Genomic DNA, 16,843 nt, shown 5'->3' with positions numbered 1-16,843 from the left:
TTAACCTCTACTCGAAACAGTTTTAAGGGTTACACCTCTTACAAGGAGTATACCCGGCACTGATAGCCTCTTCCCGCGTCTTAAAGTAGACCCGGTTATGTTCTGCTGGCAGTGTGGAACACGACGGAAGGTGAAACTTCCTGCTGTTCTTGTTACCTATGTACCCGCCTCCACTCCTTGTCGGAGTCACCGGAGCCGCCGGTGCAACCATGCTACCGGTATCAGGCGCCCTCGGCCTGATGGTACTGCCCAGCTTTTCCACAGTGATGTTCTTCCCGTCGGACGTAAAAACCACGGTACCGTCCCGGTCAGTCCGGTAAACCTGGACTCCGGCATTCGCCAGTTTAGCGAGCGTCTCCTTGTGCGGGTGGCCGTAGTCGTTCCACGCACCAACAGAAATGACCGCATATTTCGGGGCCACCGCTTTCAAAAAAGCTGGGGTAGTGGAACTGCTGCTGCCGTGGTGCCCCACCTTGAGCACGTCCGCCTTCAGGTTCGCCCTGGAAGCAAGCATCTCTTCTTCCGATTGAGCCTCAGTATCTCCCGTCAGCAGGAACACCGTACTGCCGTATTGTATCCGCACCACGGCTGACCAGTTGTTCAAGTCTTCGTAGCCAGTGCCTACGGGGGCAACAAAGTTGACTTTCAGGTTTTCCTGGTCGAGCACCGTGACGCCGGCCCTGGCGCTGGAGATTTTCAAGCCCTTCTCTTTTACTGCCAGCAGGACGTCCTCGAAGGTCTTCGTAGTGGTGGTCACCCGGGGCATGTAGACTTGACCGATATCAAATGCCCGGATTACGTTATCCATGCCTCCGATGTGGTCTTCGTGGGGGTGGGTTGCCACCAGGTAGTCGATCCGGGAAACGCCCCTGCTTTTCAGGTAGCTGACCACAGCCGGGCCGTCGTCATTGTTCCCGGCGTCCACCAGCATGTTCCGGCCGTCCGGGAACTGGACCAAAATGGAGTCGGCCTAGCCCACGTCGAGAAAGTGGATTTTCAGCACCCTATTCCCGGAATGTTGAGGACTGGCAGCCGGCGACCTGCTTTCCTGGTTATCAGTTGAAGGTACCGACGGGGCAGTTGAGGCTATCGTTTTTGCGTTTGCAGCAGGTTGATCTGATGTGCTTGTACCGAAGTTACCGCAGCCTTCGAGGACGGCCAAGAGAAACGCCAGAATCAGGGCGACAATAGCACATCGCTTCATCATCCCGGCCACCACCTAGTCCTCGAAAAGCTCGTCCGCCAGCCGCTTGATGGCTCCAGCCCTGGTATCAGTGGCTTCTCTGTCCAGGGTTATATGTATATTGATAACGTCTCTTTCCCGGGCTTCGGGTGGAATCAGGACTTTTGGAATATTGAAGGTCTTCCGACCGAATTCGATAACGGCCCAGTCTTCTTCAAACCGGTCAATGATTAACATTCTCCCTCTCTCCTTTGAGTGTTCTTTTCCTGGATACTTTTTCTTTTCCGGGGGCCAAAATCCTGCCGTAACCGGGAGAAATAAGATTTGTTATCTCCGTCCCGGCCCTGCCAGCCTTCGCCCGGTAGTATTCTACAACCAGCCTGTCCACCTTCCGGCTGGCCGCCAGGAGCTTTTCTTTATCGCCCGGATCTGTAGTCAGCAGTTCCCTCCTGGCCTTCTCCAGCCGTAGAATTGCCCTACCAAGGTCCAACAAAAAATTCCCCCTTTCGCCATTTTGCACCAGATCCAATTGAACCACTTTCAGGAAAATGCATCAAGAAAAACCCTGTCGAACGGTGACGGATCGACAGGGTTTTCCTCATCAAAAACTACAGAAGGTATGAAATTTTCCAGCTTCACGGCCAATTAATTGAAGAAAGAAAAGAAGGTAAGCGTCAAACCCTACTCACCTGGCACAATCCCCGGGTTTATAGAATAATCTTCCTCAAGAATACGGGTAGAGGAGTTTTTTATGACACGAAATGAACTGCAAAAACTGTGGGAGACCCGGATTGCCGAATATCGTGCCAGCGGGCAGAGTGCTAAAGCATGGTGCGCTGCCCACAATGTAACCCCCCGGCAGTTGTGGTACTAGCTCCGGAAGTTTAAATTGAAAAACCGCATGGTGCACGGACCAGCGCCATCACTTACAGCATCATAGAGACGGCAAAGGAGAACGGATTGAATCCTTTCCAGTACCTCAGCTATCTCTTTGAAAAGCTTCCCAACCTGGATTCCAAAGACAGTAGCGCTCTCGAACAGTTACTTCCCTGGTTCGATTCGCTGCCTCTTGTCTGCAGGGTCAACAGCTAAACCAGGGTCATGTCCCCACCTGATTGCAAGGTGGGGGTCATTTTACGCTTACCGCAAAGGGCCATGGCGGATGGCCCACGGGCCAATGAGCAGAGCCCTGGGCAATGCCTACTGGCAGTCCCAGGACTTGATGAGCTTAACCAAACGCTATTCTTATCTTCGTCAAGCTTGGTGAACCGCCGGATGCGGACCCGCATGTCCGATAGTCTAGATGGCCCGAATCACAAAATTTCGAGTCCTTGCTTGCGCAGATAGCCTTTGAAGGCGTTACGGTCCGGGAAGTGCTCCTTGACAATCTCGAGGTGCTCAAGGATAAGGTAACGGCCGTGTCCGGTTACCCTGGCCATGAGATCTACGGGCAGATCGTAGAGATAGAGGACCAGTACGGACTGGAACACCTTGAGGTAAGCATCTACGGCTTCCGGAGTGTGGTGGGTCAGGCGGGCGATATCCCTGGTCAAGTGGCCCTGGACGGAGAGAGTGATGATAATGTGCTTGTGGGTCATGGCTGTGCCCGCGTCAAGAATAGTTCCCGGCGTTGGGAGAATGACTTGATTAAGCTGCATGTAGTTTTGCATCAGCATCTGAACTACCGAGTAGGAGCGAAGGAAGAGCAGCTGTAAGTCAACCTGGGGGAGTAGCGCTCCCTGCAGGTAAGCTTCCGTACATACCCGAGCCACTTGCTCCATGTGCAGCTCGTTGAGTGCCTTCAAGTCCCGAATGGGACGGGCTCGCTCCTCTTGGGTGGACAATGTGAGGACAACAGGGACGAGGATGCGACGGGCAAACTGAAGGCCGGGAGGTTTGTGTTTCTTGGCGCTGAGGGCCAGCCAGACGGCTTGTCCGGGTTTGAGCTCGGAACGCAGGGGACAATATGCCTCTCGCTGGGCCGCCAGAAAGTCAAGCATAGCGTTGGCCCGGGCGGTTCCAACTCCGGCTTCACCGGTGAGGAATTCCAGGAGCGGTTTCCGCACGGCGGACGGGACCGATACCTCACCAGGATTGGGGCGGTGAATCGGCCTGACTCAAATCTGGCGGGGGTCGATGAGCCGGGCGCTGTCTGGCATACGCATTCGTTTGCAGCCACCTGGCTCCCACCTTGGCAGGAGAGCTCGGGGATTGACGAGCCGCCACACGTCTTCCAGGCCACTCTGCGGGTCCACCTGCCTCAATACATCCAGCGTCGCTTGTTCGACCCGGGTCTTATGGCGGATAAACGCCCGATCCTCGGCTAAGTGTTTGGCCCATTCCGGTTTCAGCAATGGGAGAGCAACCTGCCGACCGCGGTACTCAACGAGCAATTCACCGGGTTTGACCCGTTGGACCCCGTGCTCGGTCTCGAAAGCGTCCATGGCCGCATTGAAGCGTTCTACAAGGGTCTCGGCAAGCCAGGACTCATTGGCCAGGTCAAAGCGAAGAGCGACTTCCAGTTTCTGCGCGGTGACCAAATCCTTGTCCAGAAGGGTTTTGTAAATTCGTGGACCCTTCCGCGACTTTTCCAAATATTCCGCCCCCTTTATTACCCCTTTTTGAGGTTTTGGCTCTCGAACAGGCGGCTAAGTTGCATGAGCATGAACTGGTAGTCAGGCGTGTTGTACTTGCGGTAGAGGGAGGCGTGTTTCTCCACCAGCTTCATGGAGCAGCCGATGGTCTTGCGAATGAGAGGCAGCGGCATGCCGCGCTCCAGCAGTCCCACTACCTTGGCGAAGGTAAGCAAGTAGTTCTCAATACTAGAATAGCTATGGCCGGTCCGTCGTACAATTTCCGTCTCGGTGTAGCCCAGGAGGTATAACTCGATGATCTTGGCCGCATGAGTTTGACCGGGCCCCATGTCGGCAATGTTTCCCCGAGTAGGCAAGATGATTCGATCGTGCTCTTTCATAAGACGCTGGATCACCCCGGGGTGGACGCCTAGGAGAAAGGCGAGGTCCGGTTGAGTGAGAAGCCCGCCTTGGACCCTGGCCTGAGTGGTATAGCGCAGCATTCGTTCCCACTTCAATTTCGAGGAGGCGTCCAGGGTGGCTATCTCGAGGTCTCCCTCGCTGTAGTAGGATACTTGGACAGGTACGAGTTCACACTCACTGAGCGCCTTTCCAGGCGGCTCATGGTCTGCCACTGCGTAGTATACCACGACTTCCGGGGGGCGCTCCTGCGCCAGATTCTCCGCAGCCAGTTCCTACAGTAGGGCTAAGTAGCTGTGGGCCTTGGCCGGTGAGAAGCCGTGTTGCGATTGCAACTCGGCCAGAAACAAGTTGCGAGCATCATCAACCGCCAGGGGAAGAGGGCAGCCGTTAAGGAGTCGCCCGGGTAGCGAATCGGCCAGCTGGGTAGCGCCACCAGTCCGCTGTTCGAGTTCCTGGAACTCAATGACCAGATCTGGATGAAGGCCAAGCTGCCGGCCAATGGTGCTGGCGTCCAGCCCGGCCCTGGTCAGTTGGGCTACGTGTAGGTAATCCATCTGATACTGCTGCCAGGTGGTGGGGCTTAACCAGAGCCGCTCACGGACTGTAGCAGGTTTTACACCGGCAAAGAACTGCTCCATAGCGGCCGTGGCGCGGAACACCCGACCTTGGCGGTACTTCTTGGCCACCCCCGCTACCGGCAGCCGGATGCCCTCCTCCCATAGGGAAATAAGCCGTTCCCGGATGGACTTCGCCGTAATATTGGTGAGGAAACACAGCATGCTCGTGGACAGGGATGCATCTTGCCAGTAAGCCTCCTCGATGAGCCGGGCCAGACGGGCGTTCTGCAGTGCCTTCAGGCCGAATTCGCGGTATACCTCCAAGTCGTCGTGACTCCAGGGTGTGAGTACCACCTCCCGCCGGGGGAGTTCCTGGGCCGATCGCTTTCGGTGTACTTCTCGCCCAGCCAGTGCGGGGAACACGATCTGTTCCTCGGAGCGCTTGACCAGCGAGCGCGTTAAGAGCAGGTACCCCTTCTGGGCTACAAGCCCTGCTTCGCCAGCCGCTACCCCAAAGCGTTCCCGCGTCTGGTGGAGCAGCCAGGAATACACGGTCTTAACGGCCACGGAGTCTACATGGCTGATGAGTTTCTGCCGGAAGAATTTGGCTCGACCCATGAGAGAACCGCCCCCTCTGTAAACTGGACACAAGCCTAGTATACCGGGGACGGTTCAAGAAGTCTATATTCTGTAAACGCTTTCTGGGCTCAATTCGGGCTATCTGGGTTGATGGCGGTGGTGTGAGAGGACGGGGGCTAGCCGCCCCCTCCTACTCGATGCCTGGGGACCAGTGTCACTCTGGAACCCAGACCCTCTCCCTCCCTACCGCCGATACATGCGATAAACAACCTAAATCATACGTTTTACCCTTTCCCGACGTACATGTTACAATTCAACTTATGTACATGCAACTAGATAAAATATTTTTGAGCTTATCTAATTTAAGTATTATTTGATTTCTAATCAGTTAAATATTTAAACTAATTTTAAATCGAACCAACAACAGGCACTTGAATTGTTGTAAGTGGTATAAACCTTCCCTGCGCTTCACTTAGAACTTCATTATATATATCTAGTTCTCCAGAAAGATCTTCAATTGTAATAGCTAATGCATAAGGAACATTAAAATCATCAGGTACGTCCCATCTAGTGTGAAGCTGCAGCCACACCTGCCATTCTCCGCTATTAAACCTTGAAAAAGTATTATAAAAGTGGTGACATGAATCCCACTTCCACCTACCATTACCACCACTTGGATTTGCTAATAGCAAACGCAGATTACTTCCTACTTTATGAAGGGATGCGGAAATATATGCTCCAAGATATTCAGTACCTTTTGTCCTATCCAAAGGGGGCTTAGTAACACATGTAACTGTTACCTTTGCCGTATTTCTTCCAGGTTTCGCTGCTAAAATAGAAGGCATCCAAAATTTTACCCTTTCTTTAGTTAAGCGATTTAGTTCACCAGTGCGAACAAATGTTACTCTTGAGGATGTAGAAGAAATACTTCTTAACGAATTTGATAAGCCCTTTCCATATAAATAGGCAATATATTCTTCCTCTTCAGGTTGTAATCCTTCCTCGTCCCAAAGTGGTATGGCTCCATGATATAGTAGTGCTTTTGCTAAAAGAATATCGCCTCCCGGGATTTGCGAAGCAATTACAGCCAAATCACCTGCAACCACCGGTGCTGCGAAGCTAGTTCCGGCTTCAGGTATTAATTCACCAGTGGGCATGAGTACAATAGATTTTAAGTCTATAGGAACTTCTGGACCATTTCTTGATAAACAGATAGTACCACTGTATGCAACAATATCAGGTTTTGGGAAACCTGCAAATCCAGGTCCTTTCCTACTATATGGTGCAATTTCGTTAGCTTTAGAAATACTGCCTGTGTGTTCACCGGCAACAACGGCTCCTACCACAATTCCTAGCATTGAATCTCCTGGTGCTGCAATCCGACTATCATCATCATCTAAAACATCCTCCAAAGTACTAGCTGTTCTCCAAACATAATGATTTCCAGACGATATTACAAATTGCACATTATACAACTGCATAAGATTATCTAATTCATAACCTATAATACTCATTTCATCGCCATCTATAGGGCATTTAGCATTAGCCGAAAGATTAAATATTTTTGACATTTCCGAAAGCTCATTAATCGCTTTTTGTAATCTCTTAATGAATACATTTTCCGGCACTTCACCATCAAGAACTACAGCATCTACTACTCTAACCCTAGGAGTTAAAATTCCTGCCTTAACTTGTTGACCTAAATTATCCCCAAATATTGCTCTACTTGCTACTTGAGTTCCATGGGGATCTCCCGTAATTACAGCCCCATCTGGTATCCATCGAGCCACAATGAGCTGATTTAAAGGAGCAGGTAAATTAATGCCAGTATCAAGAATAACCACAATTGGCAAGTTATCAATATCAATTTCAGGATTTAGTTTAAATTTATCGTCTAATGACACCATACTATTTTCTTTTATCACAGAAAAAAACCTTGTTTCTTCAACTCGGTAAATAGCATCATCTAATGATAGTTTTTCTAATGCCATTGATGGTACTATAGCGCGTATAACAGGCGTACCATCGGAAAGATAATAGTCTTCCACTACCCTACCATTGGCATGGGTTATCGATTCTTTTAACTTTGGTAAAGCTTTTTCATATATACTCTGGTCAAGATTCGGAACTAGTAACAATTGGATATCAACTGTTTTTGGTGGTTTTTCTCCTTGGAAAAACAATCTACGAACGCTACTTGACTGTTTATCGCTTACTGTAAATGGCTCAAAACTATCAATATACTGAAAATCAGAATATTTACCATGAGACTTATAATTTTCAATCCTATTGCGCAAACGCTGAAACAGTTCAGGTGTTGTCGAAACCAGTGCAGTTCTTTTATTTTTAACAACATTTAACCTTAAACCATTATTTTTTAAAAAGTCTCTTCTCTTTTTGTTATCAATCTTTTCCTCGTCTGGAAGCAGTACCTTAAAAATATACAATTCATCTGAAAGAGTACCTTTTTGGGGCAGATTTTTATAATAGGTAATTATATTTTCTAATGCAGATGAAAGTTTTTTTCCGTGCTCAGAGGGTATTATATTGCGAGGACGGTCACGTCCGGTAGGATTATGTTCAAGGCGTACAACCTCTTCATCAGGTATCCACAAATGCGGCTTGCGGTCATTTTTGTTCATTAATCCACCTTCCTTTAATTTTATCGTTTATTGTTGACTTTGGAATACCCAAAACTCGCTCTAAAACCCTTAATGAAACCCCCCTTTGTCTCAACTGCCTTATATTTATCCAAAACTCTTTACTATTTTTTTCGGAATATAAAGTTACATGCTTAATTATTATTTTTAATATATCTTCAGTACTGATAGTTGAACCTGGGTAATTAACAAAAAGATTTTTAGCAGTTGTTGAAACTATCTCCTTAATTTGAGAACAGTTCATACCTTCGCATACCTTAGCAACTAAATCAATATCAAGATCACTTGATATAGGGTATTTATCCAACATTCTTTTTAATAATAATTTTCGCTGATCAATATCTGGAAGTTCCAACATAATTACCATATTAAAACGCCTCCATATTGCTGGATCAAGTAAATGTTGATGATTAGTTGCAGCTATCAAAAAAATACTATCTGACATGTTATCAAAATTTTGCAGAAGTGTTGTTACAACTCTTTTTAATTCCCCTAATTCATGCGCATCATCACGTTTTTTAGCAATTGCATCAAACTCATCCAAAAAAAGAACAACTCGTAAGTTTTTAATAGAATCAAACACTTTTCTAAGATTAGTCCCAGTTTGACCAAGAAAAGAAGAAATAAGTCCATCTAACCTAACATAAGCCATTGGTAAACCAAGTTCATTTGCTAATGCCATTGCGGTCATAGTTTTTCCACACCCTGGTGGACCACATAGAAGCAGCCTGTTTATGGGTTGTAACCCCTGTTCCTGCAACAGAGCTGCATTTTTTTGTTCTCTAATGATTTGCATAAGAATTTCTTTCTGTTCGACCGGTAGAATTACATCATTTAACTTAATGTTTGGATATATTATCTCGTACAACTCTAAATTACTTTCTCTATCTCTGGGTGCCAGTTTTAATAAGGAACCCTGAGCTACAAATCTGGAACTCGATACCGCGTTTTCGGTGCATATGTCGGTATTTTGTTTGTTAATATTTGGACGGTAAGCATTTCTTAATGTTTGAGCCAAAGCTATGTTGCCTTTTCTCTCTTCATCATCGGCTAATTCAAGTAACGCTTTTTCAAAAAGAGACTCCTGTCCGGAACAATGAGCCTCAATGAGTCTAACAACTAATCCTGCCTTCATAAAATTTACACTCCTTGCTTGGAAGTCCGTCCATTGCCGTACATCAGATTTATAATAACATGATATGCCTGACCTTGCCAATATGTATTTTTAAAATATATCCGAACACATCCGGACAATTATATAACGAGCATCAACCTCAAAAATTTTCTACCGGGCTAAATAGCTATTTTCGTTTCAATCCCACACCCTCTCCAACACCCACCCATCTTTACTCCTAATTAAATCGCACACTATCCCCTGTTTCGTTTCGCAACGGTACCTCGGCGGCCCTGGGTTGCGCCACCAGCATATTACGGTACAGCTGGCCATACAGCTGGTTATCTGGTGCCACTGATGGTGTCAATGAAAAACTAACCGGGCAATGTCCAGTACGGTTCCATAATATTCTATTGGTATTGTGAACCTCCCCCGGGACAAGTCCGGGGGAGGTTCACATTAGCATATCATCATACCATGACACTAGTACAAAACACTAGTATTTTCTATATTCCCACTACCTTCCCTATCACTACTTCCCCAACCCCTGCCAGCACTCGGATCACCTCTCCCGGAAACTCCTGCCGCTTCAGTTCCGCCAGAGCCTCGGCTTTCGTAAAGCTCCTGTCCCGATAGGTCCGATGTTCCAGAAGTGCCGTAAAAACTTCCACCACCGCGACTATCACTGACAGCGGGTGTATCTCCCTATTTTTCAGCCCGTTCGGGTAGCCGGAACCGTCCGGCCTCTCGTGGTGTTCTCTAACAACACGGCACACCGGATCCGGCATGTCAGGCCAGTACTCACGCAGGTAATACTCTCCTGTTATAGGGTGGACTTTAACCAGCTTCCGGTCATCGTCGCTCAAACGGGTTTTACTTACCAGTGCTAATGGCCAGGTAATCTTGCCGCAATCGTGGAAAAAGACCGCCTGTATGAGCCATTCCAGTTCTTTATCCTGCATACCCAGCGTCCGGCCCACCGCCTCGGCGTACACCGCCGTGGTAACAGTGTGATAATATAGCATCTCATGCCAGGCCAGCATTTCCATAACCAGCATGTTCAGCCTCTGGTATTTGAGCATTTCTGAAAGCTACCCGGGCAGGTTCGGGTGATGGAGAATAAGTGTGTGCACTTGCAAAATCACCTTTCTTGAACAGCACTTGTCGCAAAAAAAACAAAAGCCGGGCGCCCTGCAAAAGAGGCTACCCGGCCAGCCAGCATCACCGCCAAAACACGTGCAGTTGTACCGCCGTCTTTTCAATTCCGTCCATCTCTATCCGCGTCAGCCCCGGCACTGTCTTTAAATCAGCGCCCTCCGGGGCCGCCAGGCCCCGAGCCACGGCTACCCCTTTCACGGCCTGGTTTATCGCCCCGGCACCAACGGCCTGGAGGACGGCTTTCCCGCCGTTTTTCCTGAGCACTTGATACAGCGCCTTTCCGAGTTTTCTGGCGTCGGTTCTGGAAGATACCCTGAGCAGTTCCAAGTGACATCCCTCCCGCAATTTATATTATCCTACAAGTCGCATTATTTCCGGCGTGATCCATATTTCTATCACTGCCGCCGCCGCAAGCAGGGGAACCACCGCCTGCCGGAACATCACAGCTTTCCGCTCAAAAGTGATCCCAGACATCCCGGCGCCGCAGGCCAGGAACAGCGCCGAAAACTCCGGTATCCCGTGAGGCACAAGTCCAGCGGCAAGCGACGCTGTGCTCGCCCCCGATTTCCAAAGCAGACAGCACACGCCCGCCAGGACGGCACCGTTCACAACGAGCACTATTACGGGCATCAGTCTGCCAAGGCGGGCCGCCTTGACGGCGACCAACCCCACCACAGCTGGAGGCAGCCTCAGTGCAGTTGCTAGCCGCACCCGCAGGTGATCTGCCGCGGAAACGACCTGCTCGGCAAACAGAGCCATCAAGACCACCGACAGATTCTTGAAAAAAATGAAGACGGCCAGCAGAGGTTTATCTTGCGCTACCGGACGTACGTAGTGCTCTACCGCCTGCATCACCGGGGTTAGCAGCCACGGCTCCTGCCCCAGGTACAAGACGCCCACGAACGCACCCGCGGCGAAGACTGCAACCGCCAGCACTACCTGCACCGCACCCTGCCGCAATTAGAACCCTCCCCCCAGGTAGCGGTCGAAGAGTTTCTGGTCCACCGCTTTCTCGGACGCGGCTTCCCTGTCCACCAGCCCGGTCAGCACCAGGTCGGCCAGCGCCTTATCCAGGGGGACCATGCCTTCACCGGCCCCGGTCTGTATGGCTGACGGTATCTGATGGGTCTTGCCCTCCCTTACGAGCGCCCGTACGGCGTGTGTGGCCACAAGGATTTCCACAGCGCATACCCGGCCCTTCCCGTCCTTCCTGGGTAGAAGCTGCTGGGACAGCACCCCCTGGAGGACGCCGGAAAGCTGTACTCTGACCTGCTGCTGCTGGTGCGGGGGGAACACGTCGATGATCCGTTCTACGGTCTCTGCCGCCGTATTCGTGTGCAGAGTCGAAAATACCAGGTGGCCCGTCTCGGCGGCAGTTATCGCCGTGGCTATCGTCTCCAGGTCGCGCATCTCGCCCACCAGGATTACGTCGGGGTCTTCCCGCAGGGCCGCCCGAAGGCCCTCCGCGAAACTCTCCACGTCCTCTCCTACTTCCCGCTGATTGATCACGCTCCGGTTGTGCCTGTGCATGTACTCTACCGGGTCTTCCAGGGTTATGACATGCTTCTCGAACGTCCTGTTTATGTGGTCCACCATGGCCGCAAGAGTCGTGGACTTGCCGGAGCCCGTGGGGCCGGTCACCAGTACAAGCCCCCGGGGGAGTTCGGCGAACCTCCGCATGACTGCCGCCGCGCCCGGGGCGTGGGAGAAGAGCTCGTCCAGCGGGGGTATCCTGCTGGAAAGAACCCGGCAGACCGCCGCGTGGTTGCCCCTCTGCCGGTAGACGTTCACCCGGAAGCGGGACAGGCCCGGCACGGACCGCGCAAGGTCGGCGTTCCCCTTCTTCTCAAACTGTTCCAGGTGCCGGCCATTCTTAAGCAGTTCCGAAGCGATCTGTTTGGCCAGCGTAGGCGTCAGCGGTTCCTTCGTTTCAGGCCAGAGGGACATGACCGCCGCGGCCTCCCTCCGCGTACTCCCGGGGCCGGAAGCCGCCAGTTCGGTCAGCTTCCAGAGCCTGCCGTGCAGCCGCAGTACCGGCGGTACCCCAACGGTCAGGTGCAAATCGGACGCTCCGCACCGCACCGCCAGGATCAACAGGTCGTCCACCAGGCTCTCACCACGATAGGGGAGGCTGTCCAGGGTATTCGGTATGCCCTCGACTATGTTTTTTAAGGGAATAGAAATAATATCACCCCCAACGTACAGATCATCGTGCGGAATAGAGAAATTAATTCCCGCTTTCCAGCACGTTCAATACCTTCCTGACGTACTCCCGCGTCTCCGGGGGAATACCCCCATTCCTTTCGACAGTCCCCGGCCCGGCGTTGTACGCCGCCAGGGCAAGCTCAAGATTTCCGAACCGGTCGAGCAGGCCGCGCAGGTACCTGGCGCCCGCCCTGACGTTCTGGGCAGGATCGAAAGGGTCAGACACGCCCAGCGATTCCGCCGTTTCCGGCATCAGCTGCATGAGGCCCAGTGCCCCCTTCGAAGAGACCGCACCCGGGTCGAAATTTGACTCTACAGCGGCCACGGCTTTCAGAAGTTCCGGATCGAGCCCGGCTTCCCCGGCCGCTTCTCGAAACAGCGGTTCCAGCTCAGCGGGATTTCGAACCGGGCGGGTTTCCTCTCTTACTGCCCGCCTTATGATCGCTTCCCTTTCTTTTTCTACCACTCCAGCTTCAGCCGTAAACCGCGACATCTCCGGCCACAGCAGGGCCACCGGATCGAGTGCCCTGCCGCCGCGCTCGGCCCGCAGGGTCACGGGACCTTTCGCGAGGCCCAGGGGACCGCCCGCACCGATGGTTTCTCCCGGCCTGACAGAAATCCGCTCCAGACCCGCGTAAGTCAGTACCGTCCTGCCGGAGCACTCCAGCTTCACGGTACCCTCTCCGGCAGCAACCACCGTGCCCGGAAGCGCCGCTCCGACCGCCGTACCGAAATCCAGCACCGCGAAGGGCCTGTAGCCGTCCTCCCCGAACCCGTAGTGAGCCAGGACGCGGGAAGGCCGGGCTGCCGTGGTCATAGACGGCGGCCTCTCTACTGCTCCCCTCGAAACCTCGACAGTAGATACTCGCTGTTCCCCAGGGACGTTCCCCCCTGTCTGTGCACCGTTCCCCAAAAACCACCAGCTTCCGGCTAGGGCTGCGGCAACTACAACCGGCACCAATTTTTTAAACCAATCAACCACCTCCCACATCAACCACCTCCCACAAAAAAACAGGAGAATCGACCGTCCGACTCTCCTAATTCGAATAATCAGTGGCTATTGTTTTTCCGCTACCGCCAGCATCCGGGCTACCGCCAGGACCGAGCATTCCACCACGCCCCAGTCGAAGACTCCGTCCCTGTGGCACGATTCCACCGTGACCGACAGCGGCCAGTAGGAAAGCACCAGGCGCATCAGGTAGTGCCCGAAAGGGTCGTCCTTCAGTTCGGCGTGAGACGTGATTTTGCCCGCCGACACGGCTGCCCGGCTTCCCGTGACGTGAAAGCGTTTGGGCTGGAGCAGGAAAAGCTCACATTCCAGGGTGAGGCCGCGCAGCCAGTCTCCCGCCCAGAGCGGTTCTCCCTCCCGCACGACGAAGCCTAAGCGGTCCGCAAAACTGCGTTCTCTCGCTTCCAGGCGGAGATTTCCGTTCTGCCTCGCCCGCTCCCGCACCGCAAAAATGGCGTCTAAAAAATGCTCCGTGTCGGCCATCACCCCACACCCGGCCATCCTTGCCAGGAAGAGCAGATCGCGGGCGAACATACCCGCCCGGATCAGCGGCCGGACGTCGAGGGCGGTACCCGGGTTGCCGGAATCTCGTACCGGCTCCCGAGGCGGCGCGTTTTCCACGAAAACCGGCACTCCGGAAGCCGCCAAAATCTTCAGCCTCACAGCGCGGTCTTCCAGGAACCGCAGGAAGTCCTCGCAGTCGCCGACTTCTCCTTCTGCCGCAGTGCCCCCGTGAACCACCGCCCAGTCCGGCCTGGTTTCGGCCAGCCATGCGGCGGACTCTTCCAGCCGGAACTCTTCCAGCGGCGGCAGGTGCACCGCAGCGGTAAACCCGTGCGACCGCAGCTCCCGTACAGCTTCAGCAGCGGCCTCCCACCCGCCCGGCGGAACCCTGACTTCGCCGCCAATGGACGGCCACACTTCCCGTGCCCTTTCCAGGACGGCAAAGAACCGGTCCAACCCCCGCTCCGGCCAGACCGGGATCGCTAAGATTGTGCGCAATTTTTCTTCTCCTTCCTCTTAACCAACTTTACCAGCACTTCTACCACCCGGGGGTCGAACTGGGACCCCGCGGCGGTCATGATATGCCTCAAGGCCTTCCCCCACGGCAGGGCCGCTTGGTAGTGCCTGCCCGCCGCCATGGTATCCCATGCGTCAGCCAGAGCCACGACCCTGGCCAGGAGCGGTATTTCCTCTTCTTTCAGCCCGTCCGGGTAACCCCTCCCATCCCACCTCTCGTGGTGGTGCCGCACGGCCTCCGCCACCGGAACCATGGCCCAGACAGAACCGAGCATCTCCGCTCCCGCCACCGGGTGCTTCTCGGCAAGAAGCCGTTCCTCCGCCGTCAGCGGACCTCCCTTCTGGAGTACCGCCGGGCCGACGCCGAGCTTGCCGATGTCGTGGAACTTCCCCGCCAGGTGGGCGAGCCTGATCTGCTTTTCCGGCAGGCTCATCTCTTCCGCCACCGCCCGTACCAGACGGCCCACGCGCAGGCAGTGCGCCCGCAGGCCCGGCTCCACCCTGTCCGCCAGCGCAAGTACGGAGCCGAACACGGCTTCGGCTTCGTCAAGCGAGAGGCTGTCGCCGTACCGCGACAGTGCCGCAGCGAGGGCCAGAGAAAAACTCCCCCGTCTGGCCTTCGATTCCTTCAGCCTGGAGTCCGCCGCGGCCAGAAGCCTCTCCGGGTCTGCCGCATCATCCGGGAAAACAGCCACACCCCACCCCGCGCGTATGGCCCCGTGAGGCAGGTACTTTGCGGCGGGCGCAGTTTCCAGGCGGGAGTCGTCAACCACCGAGCGGGCGAATTCCTCTGATTCCGTCAACCCCGCGCCCGGCAGAAGCACCGCAAATTCATCCCCTCCTGTGCGGGCCGTCGTGGCCCCGGACCATTTTCTCGCGGTTCCGGACAGGATCGATGCGAAGAACCGCAGTACTTCGTCGCCCGCACCGTGCCCGTAACGGTCGTTCACCAGCTTTAAACCGTCCACGTCGAACAGTACCACTGCCGCCCGGCCAGTCCCCGCCAGGGCTTCTTCTAGATTCTTCCGGAAGCCGAGTCGGTTCAGCAACTCCGTCAGCGGGTCCAGGACGGAAAGCCTCCGCAGTGCCTCCCTCTCACGGTCGCCAGTAGAACTGGCCGCGTCCGGGAGTACTCCGCTGCGGAAGAGTTCCACGGCCAGCCTGGAAACCGGACTCAGCGGCAGGTTGAGCGTGCGGGCAGGTTCAAGAAATTCCGCCGCCACGTGTTCCTCCGCAAAGCGCGGCCAGGCCAGGACGGAGGCCAGCACCTCACCCGGAGACCGGCGGCACGCAAACTCGAAAAGACCCACGGGCTGGGCTTTCCCCGGGGCCAGCGCCAGGCCGCGGAAGGACAGGGTACCGTCTGCTTCCGAGAGTCCGGCTTCCTCCCGGAGCTCCCGCAGGGCCGCGGCAAGCAGAGCGTTCTCCCCGCCCGCGTCCAGCACTTCCACCGTCCCGGTGACACTGGCGGTACACACACCGCTCTGGATCGCCAGGGTATTTTTCCGCCGGAGCACCAGGACTTTCCTCTCCGCATGGATAAGTATGCTCACGGCCAGAGGTTTACCAGGAACATCCTCCCACGCTCCGGGCTGCCCGGTAGCTTCTCCAAGGTTGGCGGCCACTACGAATCGGGCAAAACTAGCAGGAGCCAACATCAGTTCCGCACCTTCGCCCGAAATAGTGAAGCGTCTGACAGCTAAACAGTCCCCTGCCGGATCTCCCGCCTCAACCACCACGCTCAGGCTGTTCAGCGGCAGGAATGAGATCACAGACGATGATCCCCTTTCCCGTGCCTGGGGCTGGCGGCCACCTGCCGGACAGCGTTTACGATTGCCGCCACTACCTGGCCTTTCAGCGGTGCCCGGTCCAGGGCCGTCCGCGTCAGAACGACACCTTTCTCCGAAGTGACGTAGCACGGCGGCAGTTGATTGAGGGCAAGCGCCGCCACGTCTTCCCGGCAGCGCGGGCAGGTGCACACCTCCGGGTTCCTCCTGGCGTACTCTTCCAGCACCGGGGACAGAAGGTCGTTAACCACCAATTCTGTGTAATTTTGAATCAAGGCATTTTACCTCCCTCAATAAGCAGGTTCCGAGCAGAAATGCATGCCATCAAACTTAATCCCGCACCCGCCAGCATGACCACAGGCCAGGCCAGCCAAACGAACCAGGCCGACCGGGATGGCTTCATCTCCTTCAGCCAGTGAGCCGTGGAAAAAATCCCCCCGCCCAGAACTACAGCATACCAGCTCAGAAATTTGTCCGGTCCGGCTAACAGGTAGCACGGCCCGGCCAGCAGTCCTAACACCAAAGCCAGGATAATTTCGCGCTTCTCAGGTTTCAATTCACCACCCCTGAAAAAA

At 54.0% G+C, this 16,843-nt stretch carries 19 protein-coding genes and 1 pseudogene; 2 read left to right on the top strand and 18 right to left on the bottom strand.

What is annotated here, in order from left to right:
• Positions 1-22: 22 nt before the first annotated feature.
• The 3 genes from G7K71_RS14460 to G7K71_RS19550 form a co-directional block, all read right to left on the bottom strand.
• Positions 23-958: an MBL fold metallo-hydrolase gene (locus G7K71_RS14460; protein ID WP_243174923.1), complete on the bottom strand. Its 936-nt coding sequence runs from the start codon at positions 956-958 to the stop codon at positions 23-25.
• A gap of 261 nt (positions 959-1,219) precedes the next feature.
• Positions 1,220-1,420 carry a DUF3006 domain-containing protein gene (locus tag G7K71_RS14455; protein ID WP_166347733.1) on the bottom strand — a complete coding sequence of 67 codons (201 nt, stop codon included), beginning with the start codon at positions 1,418-1,420 and terminating at the stop codon, positions 1,220-1,222.
• On the bottom strand, positions 1,407-1,676 hold the full coding sequence (locus G7K71_RS19550; protein WP_243174922.1) for a hypothetical protein: 270 nt from the start codon (positions 1,674-1,676) through the stop codon (positions 1,407-1,409). The genes G7K71_RS14455 and G7K71_RS19550 overlap by 14 nt, the downstream gene beginning before the upstream one ends.
• A gap of 258 nt (positions 1,677-1,934) precedes the next feature.
• Here G7K71_RS19550 and tnpA point away from each other — a divergent pair, with 258 nt between their 5' ends.
• Complete coding sequence (gene tnpA / locus G7K71_RS19920; RefSeq protein ID WP_279286349.1) at positions 1,935-2,057, top strand: IS66 family insertion sequence element accessory protein TnpA; 123 nt, start codon at positions 1,935-1,937, stop codon at positions 2,055-2,057.
• 29 nt (positions 2,058-2,086) lie between these two features.
• Positions 2,087-2,275, top strand: a pseudogene (locus tag G7K71_RS14440) (transposase domain-containing protein); the annotation flags it as partial.
• Positions 2,276-2,496: 221 nt separating this feature from the next.
• Here the strand turns inward: G7K71_RS14440 and G7K71_RS14435 are convergent.
• The 15 genes from G7K71_RS14435 to G7K71_RS14365 form a co-directional block, all read right to left on the bottom strand.
• Positions 2,497-3,249, bottom strand: coding sequence for a DUF1670 domain-containing protein (locus tag G7K71_RS14435; protein WP_166347730.1), 753 nt, complete (start codon positions 3,247-3,249; stop codon positions 2,497-2,499).
• Between the two features lie 51 nt (positions 3,250-3,300).
• Positions 3,301-3,777, bottom strand: coding sequence for a hypothetical protein (locus tag G7K71_RS14430; RefSeq protein WP_166347727.1), 477 nt, complete (start codon positions 3,775-3,777; stop codon positions 3,301-3,303).
• A 17-nt stretch (positions 3,778-3,794) separates the two neighbouring features.
• A complete protein-coding gene (locus G7K71_RS14425) occupies positions 3,795-4,406 on the bottom strand; it encodes a DUF1670 domain-containing protein (RefSeq protein WP_166342966.1) in 612 nt (203 codons plus the stop codon).
• Positions 4,407-4,451: 45 nt separating this feature from the next.
• Entirely contained in the window at positions 4,452-5,354 is a 903-nt protein-coding gene (locus G7K71_RS14420) for a DUF1670 domain-containing protein (protein ID WP_166342965.1), read from the bottom strand.
• 368 nt (positions 5,355-5,722) lie between these two features.
• Positions 5,723-7,957 carry a S8 family peptidase gene (locus G7K71_RS14415; protein WP_166347724.1) on the bottom strand — a complete coding sequence of 745 codons (2,235 nt, stop codon included), beginning with the start codon at positions 7,955-7,957 and terminating at the stop codon, positions 5,723-5,725.
• Positions 7,944-9,110, bottom strand: a complete 1,167-nt coding sequence (locus G7K71_RS14410) for an AAA family ATPase (protein ID WP_166347721.1) — start codon at positions 9,108-9,110, stop codon at positions 7,944-7,946. The genes G7K71_RS14415 and G7K71_RS14410 overlap by 14 nt, the downstream gene beginning before the upstream one ends.
• A 485-nt stretch (positions 9,111-9,595) precedes the next feature.
• Positions 9,596-10,171, bottom strand: coding sequence for an HD-GYP domain-containing protein (locus G7K71_RS14405; protein ID WP_207712921.1), 576 nt, complete (start codon positions 10,169-10,171; stop codon positions 9,596-9,598).
• A gap of 139 nt (positions 10,172-10,310) precedes the next feature.
• Positions 10,311-10,574, bottom strand: coding sequence for a stage V sporulation protein S (locus G7K71_RS14400; RefSeq protein WP_166347718.1), 264 nt, complete (start codon positions 10,572-10,574; stop codon positions 10,311-10,313).
• Between the two features lie 24 nt (positions 10,575-10,598).
• Positions 10,599-11,183 carry a stage II sporulation protein M gene (locus tag G7K71_RS14395; RefSeq protein ID WP_313885013.1) on the bottom strand — a complete coding sequence of 195 codons (585 nt, stop codon included), beginning with the start codon at positions 11,181-11,183 and terminating at the stop codon, positions 10,599-10,601.
• A 24-nt stretch (positions 11,184-11,207) separates the two neighbouring features.
• Positions 11,208-12,356, bottom strand: a complete 1,149-nt coding sequence (locus G7K71_RS14390) for a type IV pilus twitching motility protein PilT (protein ID WP_166348475.1) — start codon at positions 12,354-12,356, stop codon at positions 11,208-11,210.
• A 118-nt stretch (positions 12,357-12,474) separates the two neighbouring features.
• A complete protein-coding gene (locus tag G7K71_RS19545) occupies positions 12,475-13,443 on the bottom strand; it encodes a transglycosylase SLT domain-containing protein (protein ID WP_243174921.1) in 969 nt (322 codons plus the stop codon).
• Positions 13,444-13,509: 66 nt separating this feature from the next.
• Positions 13,510-14,463 (bottom strand): hypothetical protein, encoded by a 954-nt coding sequence (locus G7K71_RS14380; RefSeq protein ID WP_166347712.1) that lies wholly within the window; start codon positions 14,461-14,463, stop codon positions 13,510-13,512.
• Positions 14,448-16,253, bottom strand: a complete 1,806-nt coding sequence (locus G7K71_RS14375) for an HD domain-containing phosphohydrolase (protein WP_166347709.1) — start codon at positions 16,251-16,253, stop codon at positions 14,448-14,450. The genes G7K71_RS14380 and G7K71_RS14375 overlap by 16 nt, the downstream gene beginning before the upstream one ends.
• Positions 16,250-16,543, bottom strand: a complete 294-nt coding sequence (locus G7K71_RS14370; protein WP_166347706.1) for a late competence development ComFB family protein — start codon at positions 16,541-16,543, stop codon at positions 16,250-16,252. The genes G7K71_RS14375 and G7K71_RS14370 overlap by 4 nt, the downstream gene beginning before the upstream one ends.
• The gene (locus G7K71_RS14365; protein WP_166347703.1) at positions 16,540-16,824 is read right to left on the bottom strand and encodes a hypothetical protein; all 285 of its coding nucleotides are present in this window, start codon (positions 16,822-16,824) and stop codon (positions 16,540-16,542) included. Before G7K71_RS14365 ends, G7K71_RS14370 begins: the two co-directional genes overlap by 4 nt.
• Positions 16,825-16,843 lie beyond the last annotated feature (19 nt).

It is taken from the genome of Desulfofundulus sp. TPOSR, assembly GCF_011393055.1.
In the GTDB taxonomy this organism is placed as follows: Bacteria; Bacillota; Desulfotomaculia; order Desulfotomaculales; family Desulfovirgulaceae; genus Desulfofundulus; species Desulfofundulus kuznetsovii.
This window is presented reverse-complemented; position numbering and strand designations above follow the sequence as displayed.

What these genes read in the sequence shown, in the direction of transcription:
- G7K71_RS19545 (WP_243174921.1), bottom strand. Translation starts at nt 13,443, where the DNA reads ATGTGGGAGGTGGTTGATTGGTTTAAAAAATTGGTGCCGGTTGTAGTT.
- G7K71_RS14455 (WP_166347733.1), bottom strand. Translation starts at nt 1,420, where the DNA reads ATGTTAATCATTGACCGGTTTGAAGAAGACTGGGCCGTTATCGAATTC.
- G7K71_RS14410 (WP_166347721.1), bottom strand. Translation starts at nt 9,110, where the DNA reads ATGAAGGCAGGATTAGTTGTTAGACTCATTGAGGCTCATTGTTCCGGA.
- G7K71_RS14405 (WP_207712921.1), bottom strand. Translation starts at nt 10,171, where the DNA reads ATGCTCAAATACCAGAGGCTGAACATGCTGGTTATGGAAATGCTGGCC.
- tnpA (WP_279286349.1), top strand. Translation starts at nt 1,935, where the DNA reads ATGACACGAAATGAACTGCAAAAACTGTGGGAGACCCGGATTGCCGAA.
- G7K71_RS14420 (WP_166342965.1), bottom strand. Translation starts at nt 5,354, where the DNA reads ATGGGTCGAGCCAAATTCTTCCGGCAGAAACTCATCAGCCATGTAGAC.
- G7K71_RS14415 (WP_166347724.1), bottom strand. Translation starts at nt 7,957, where the DNA reads ATGAACAAAAATGACCGCAAGCCGCATTTGTGGATACCTGATGAAGAG.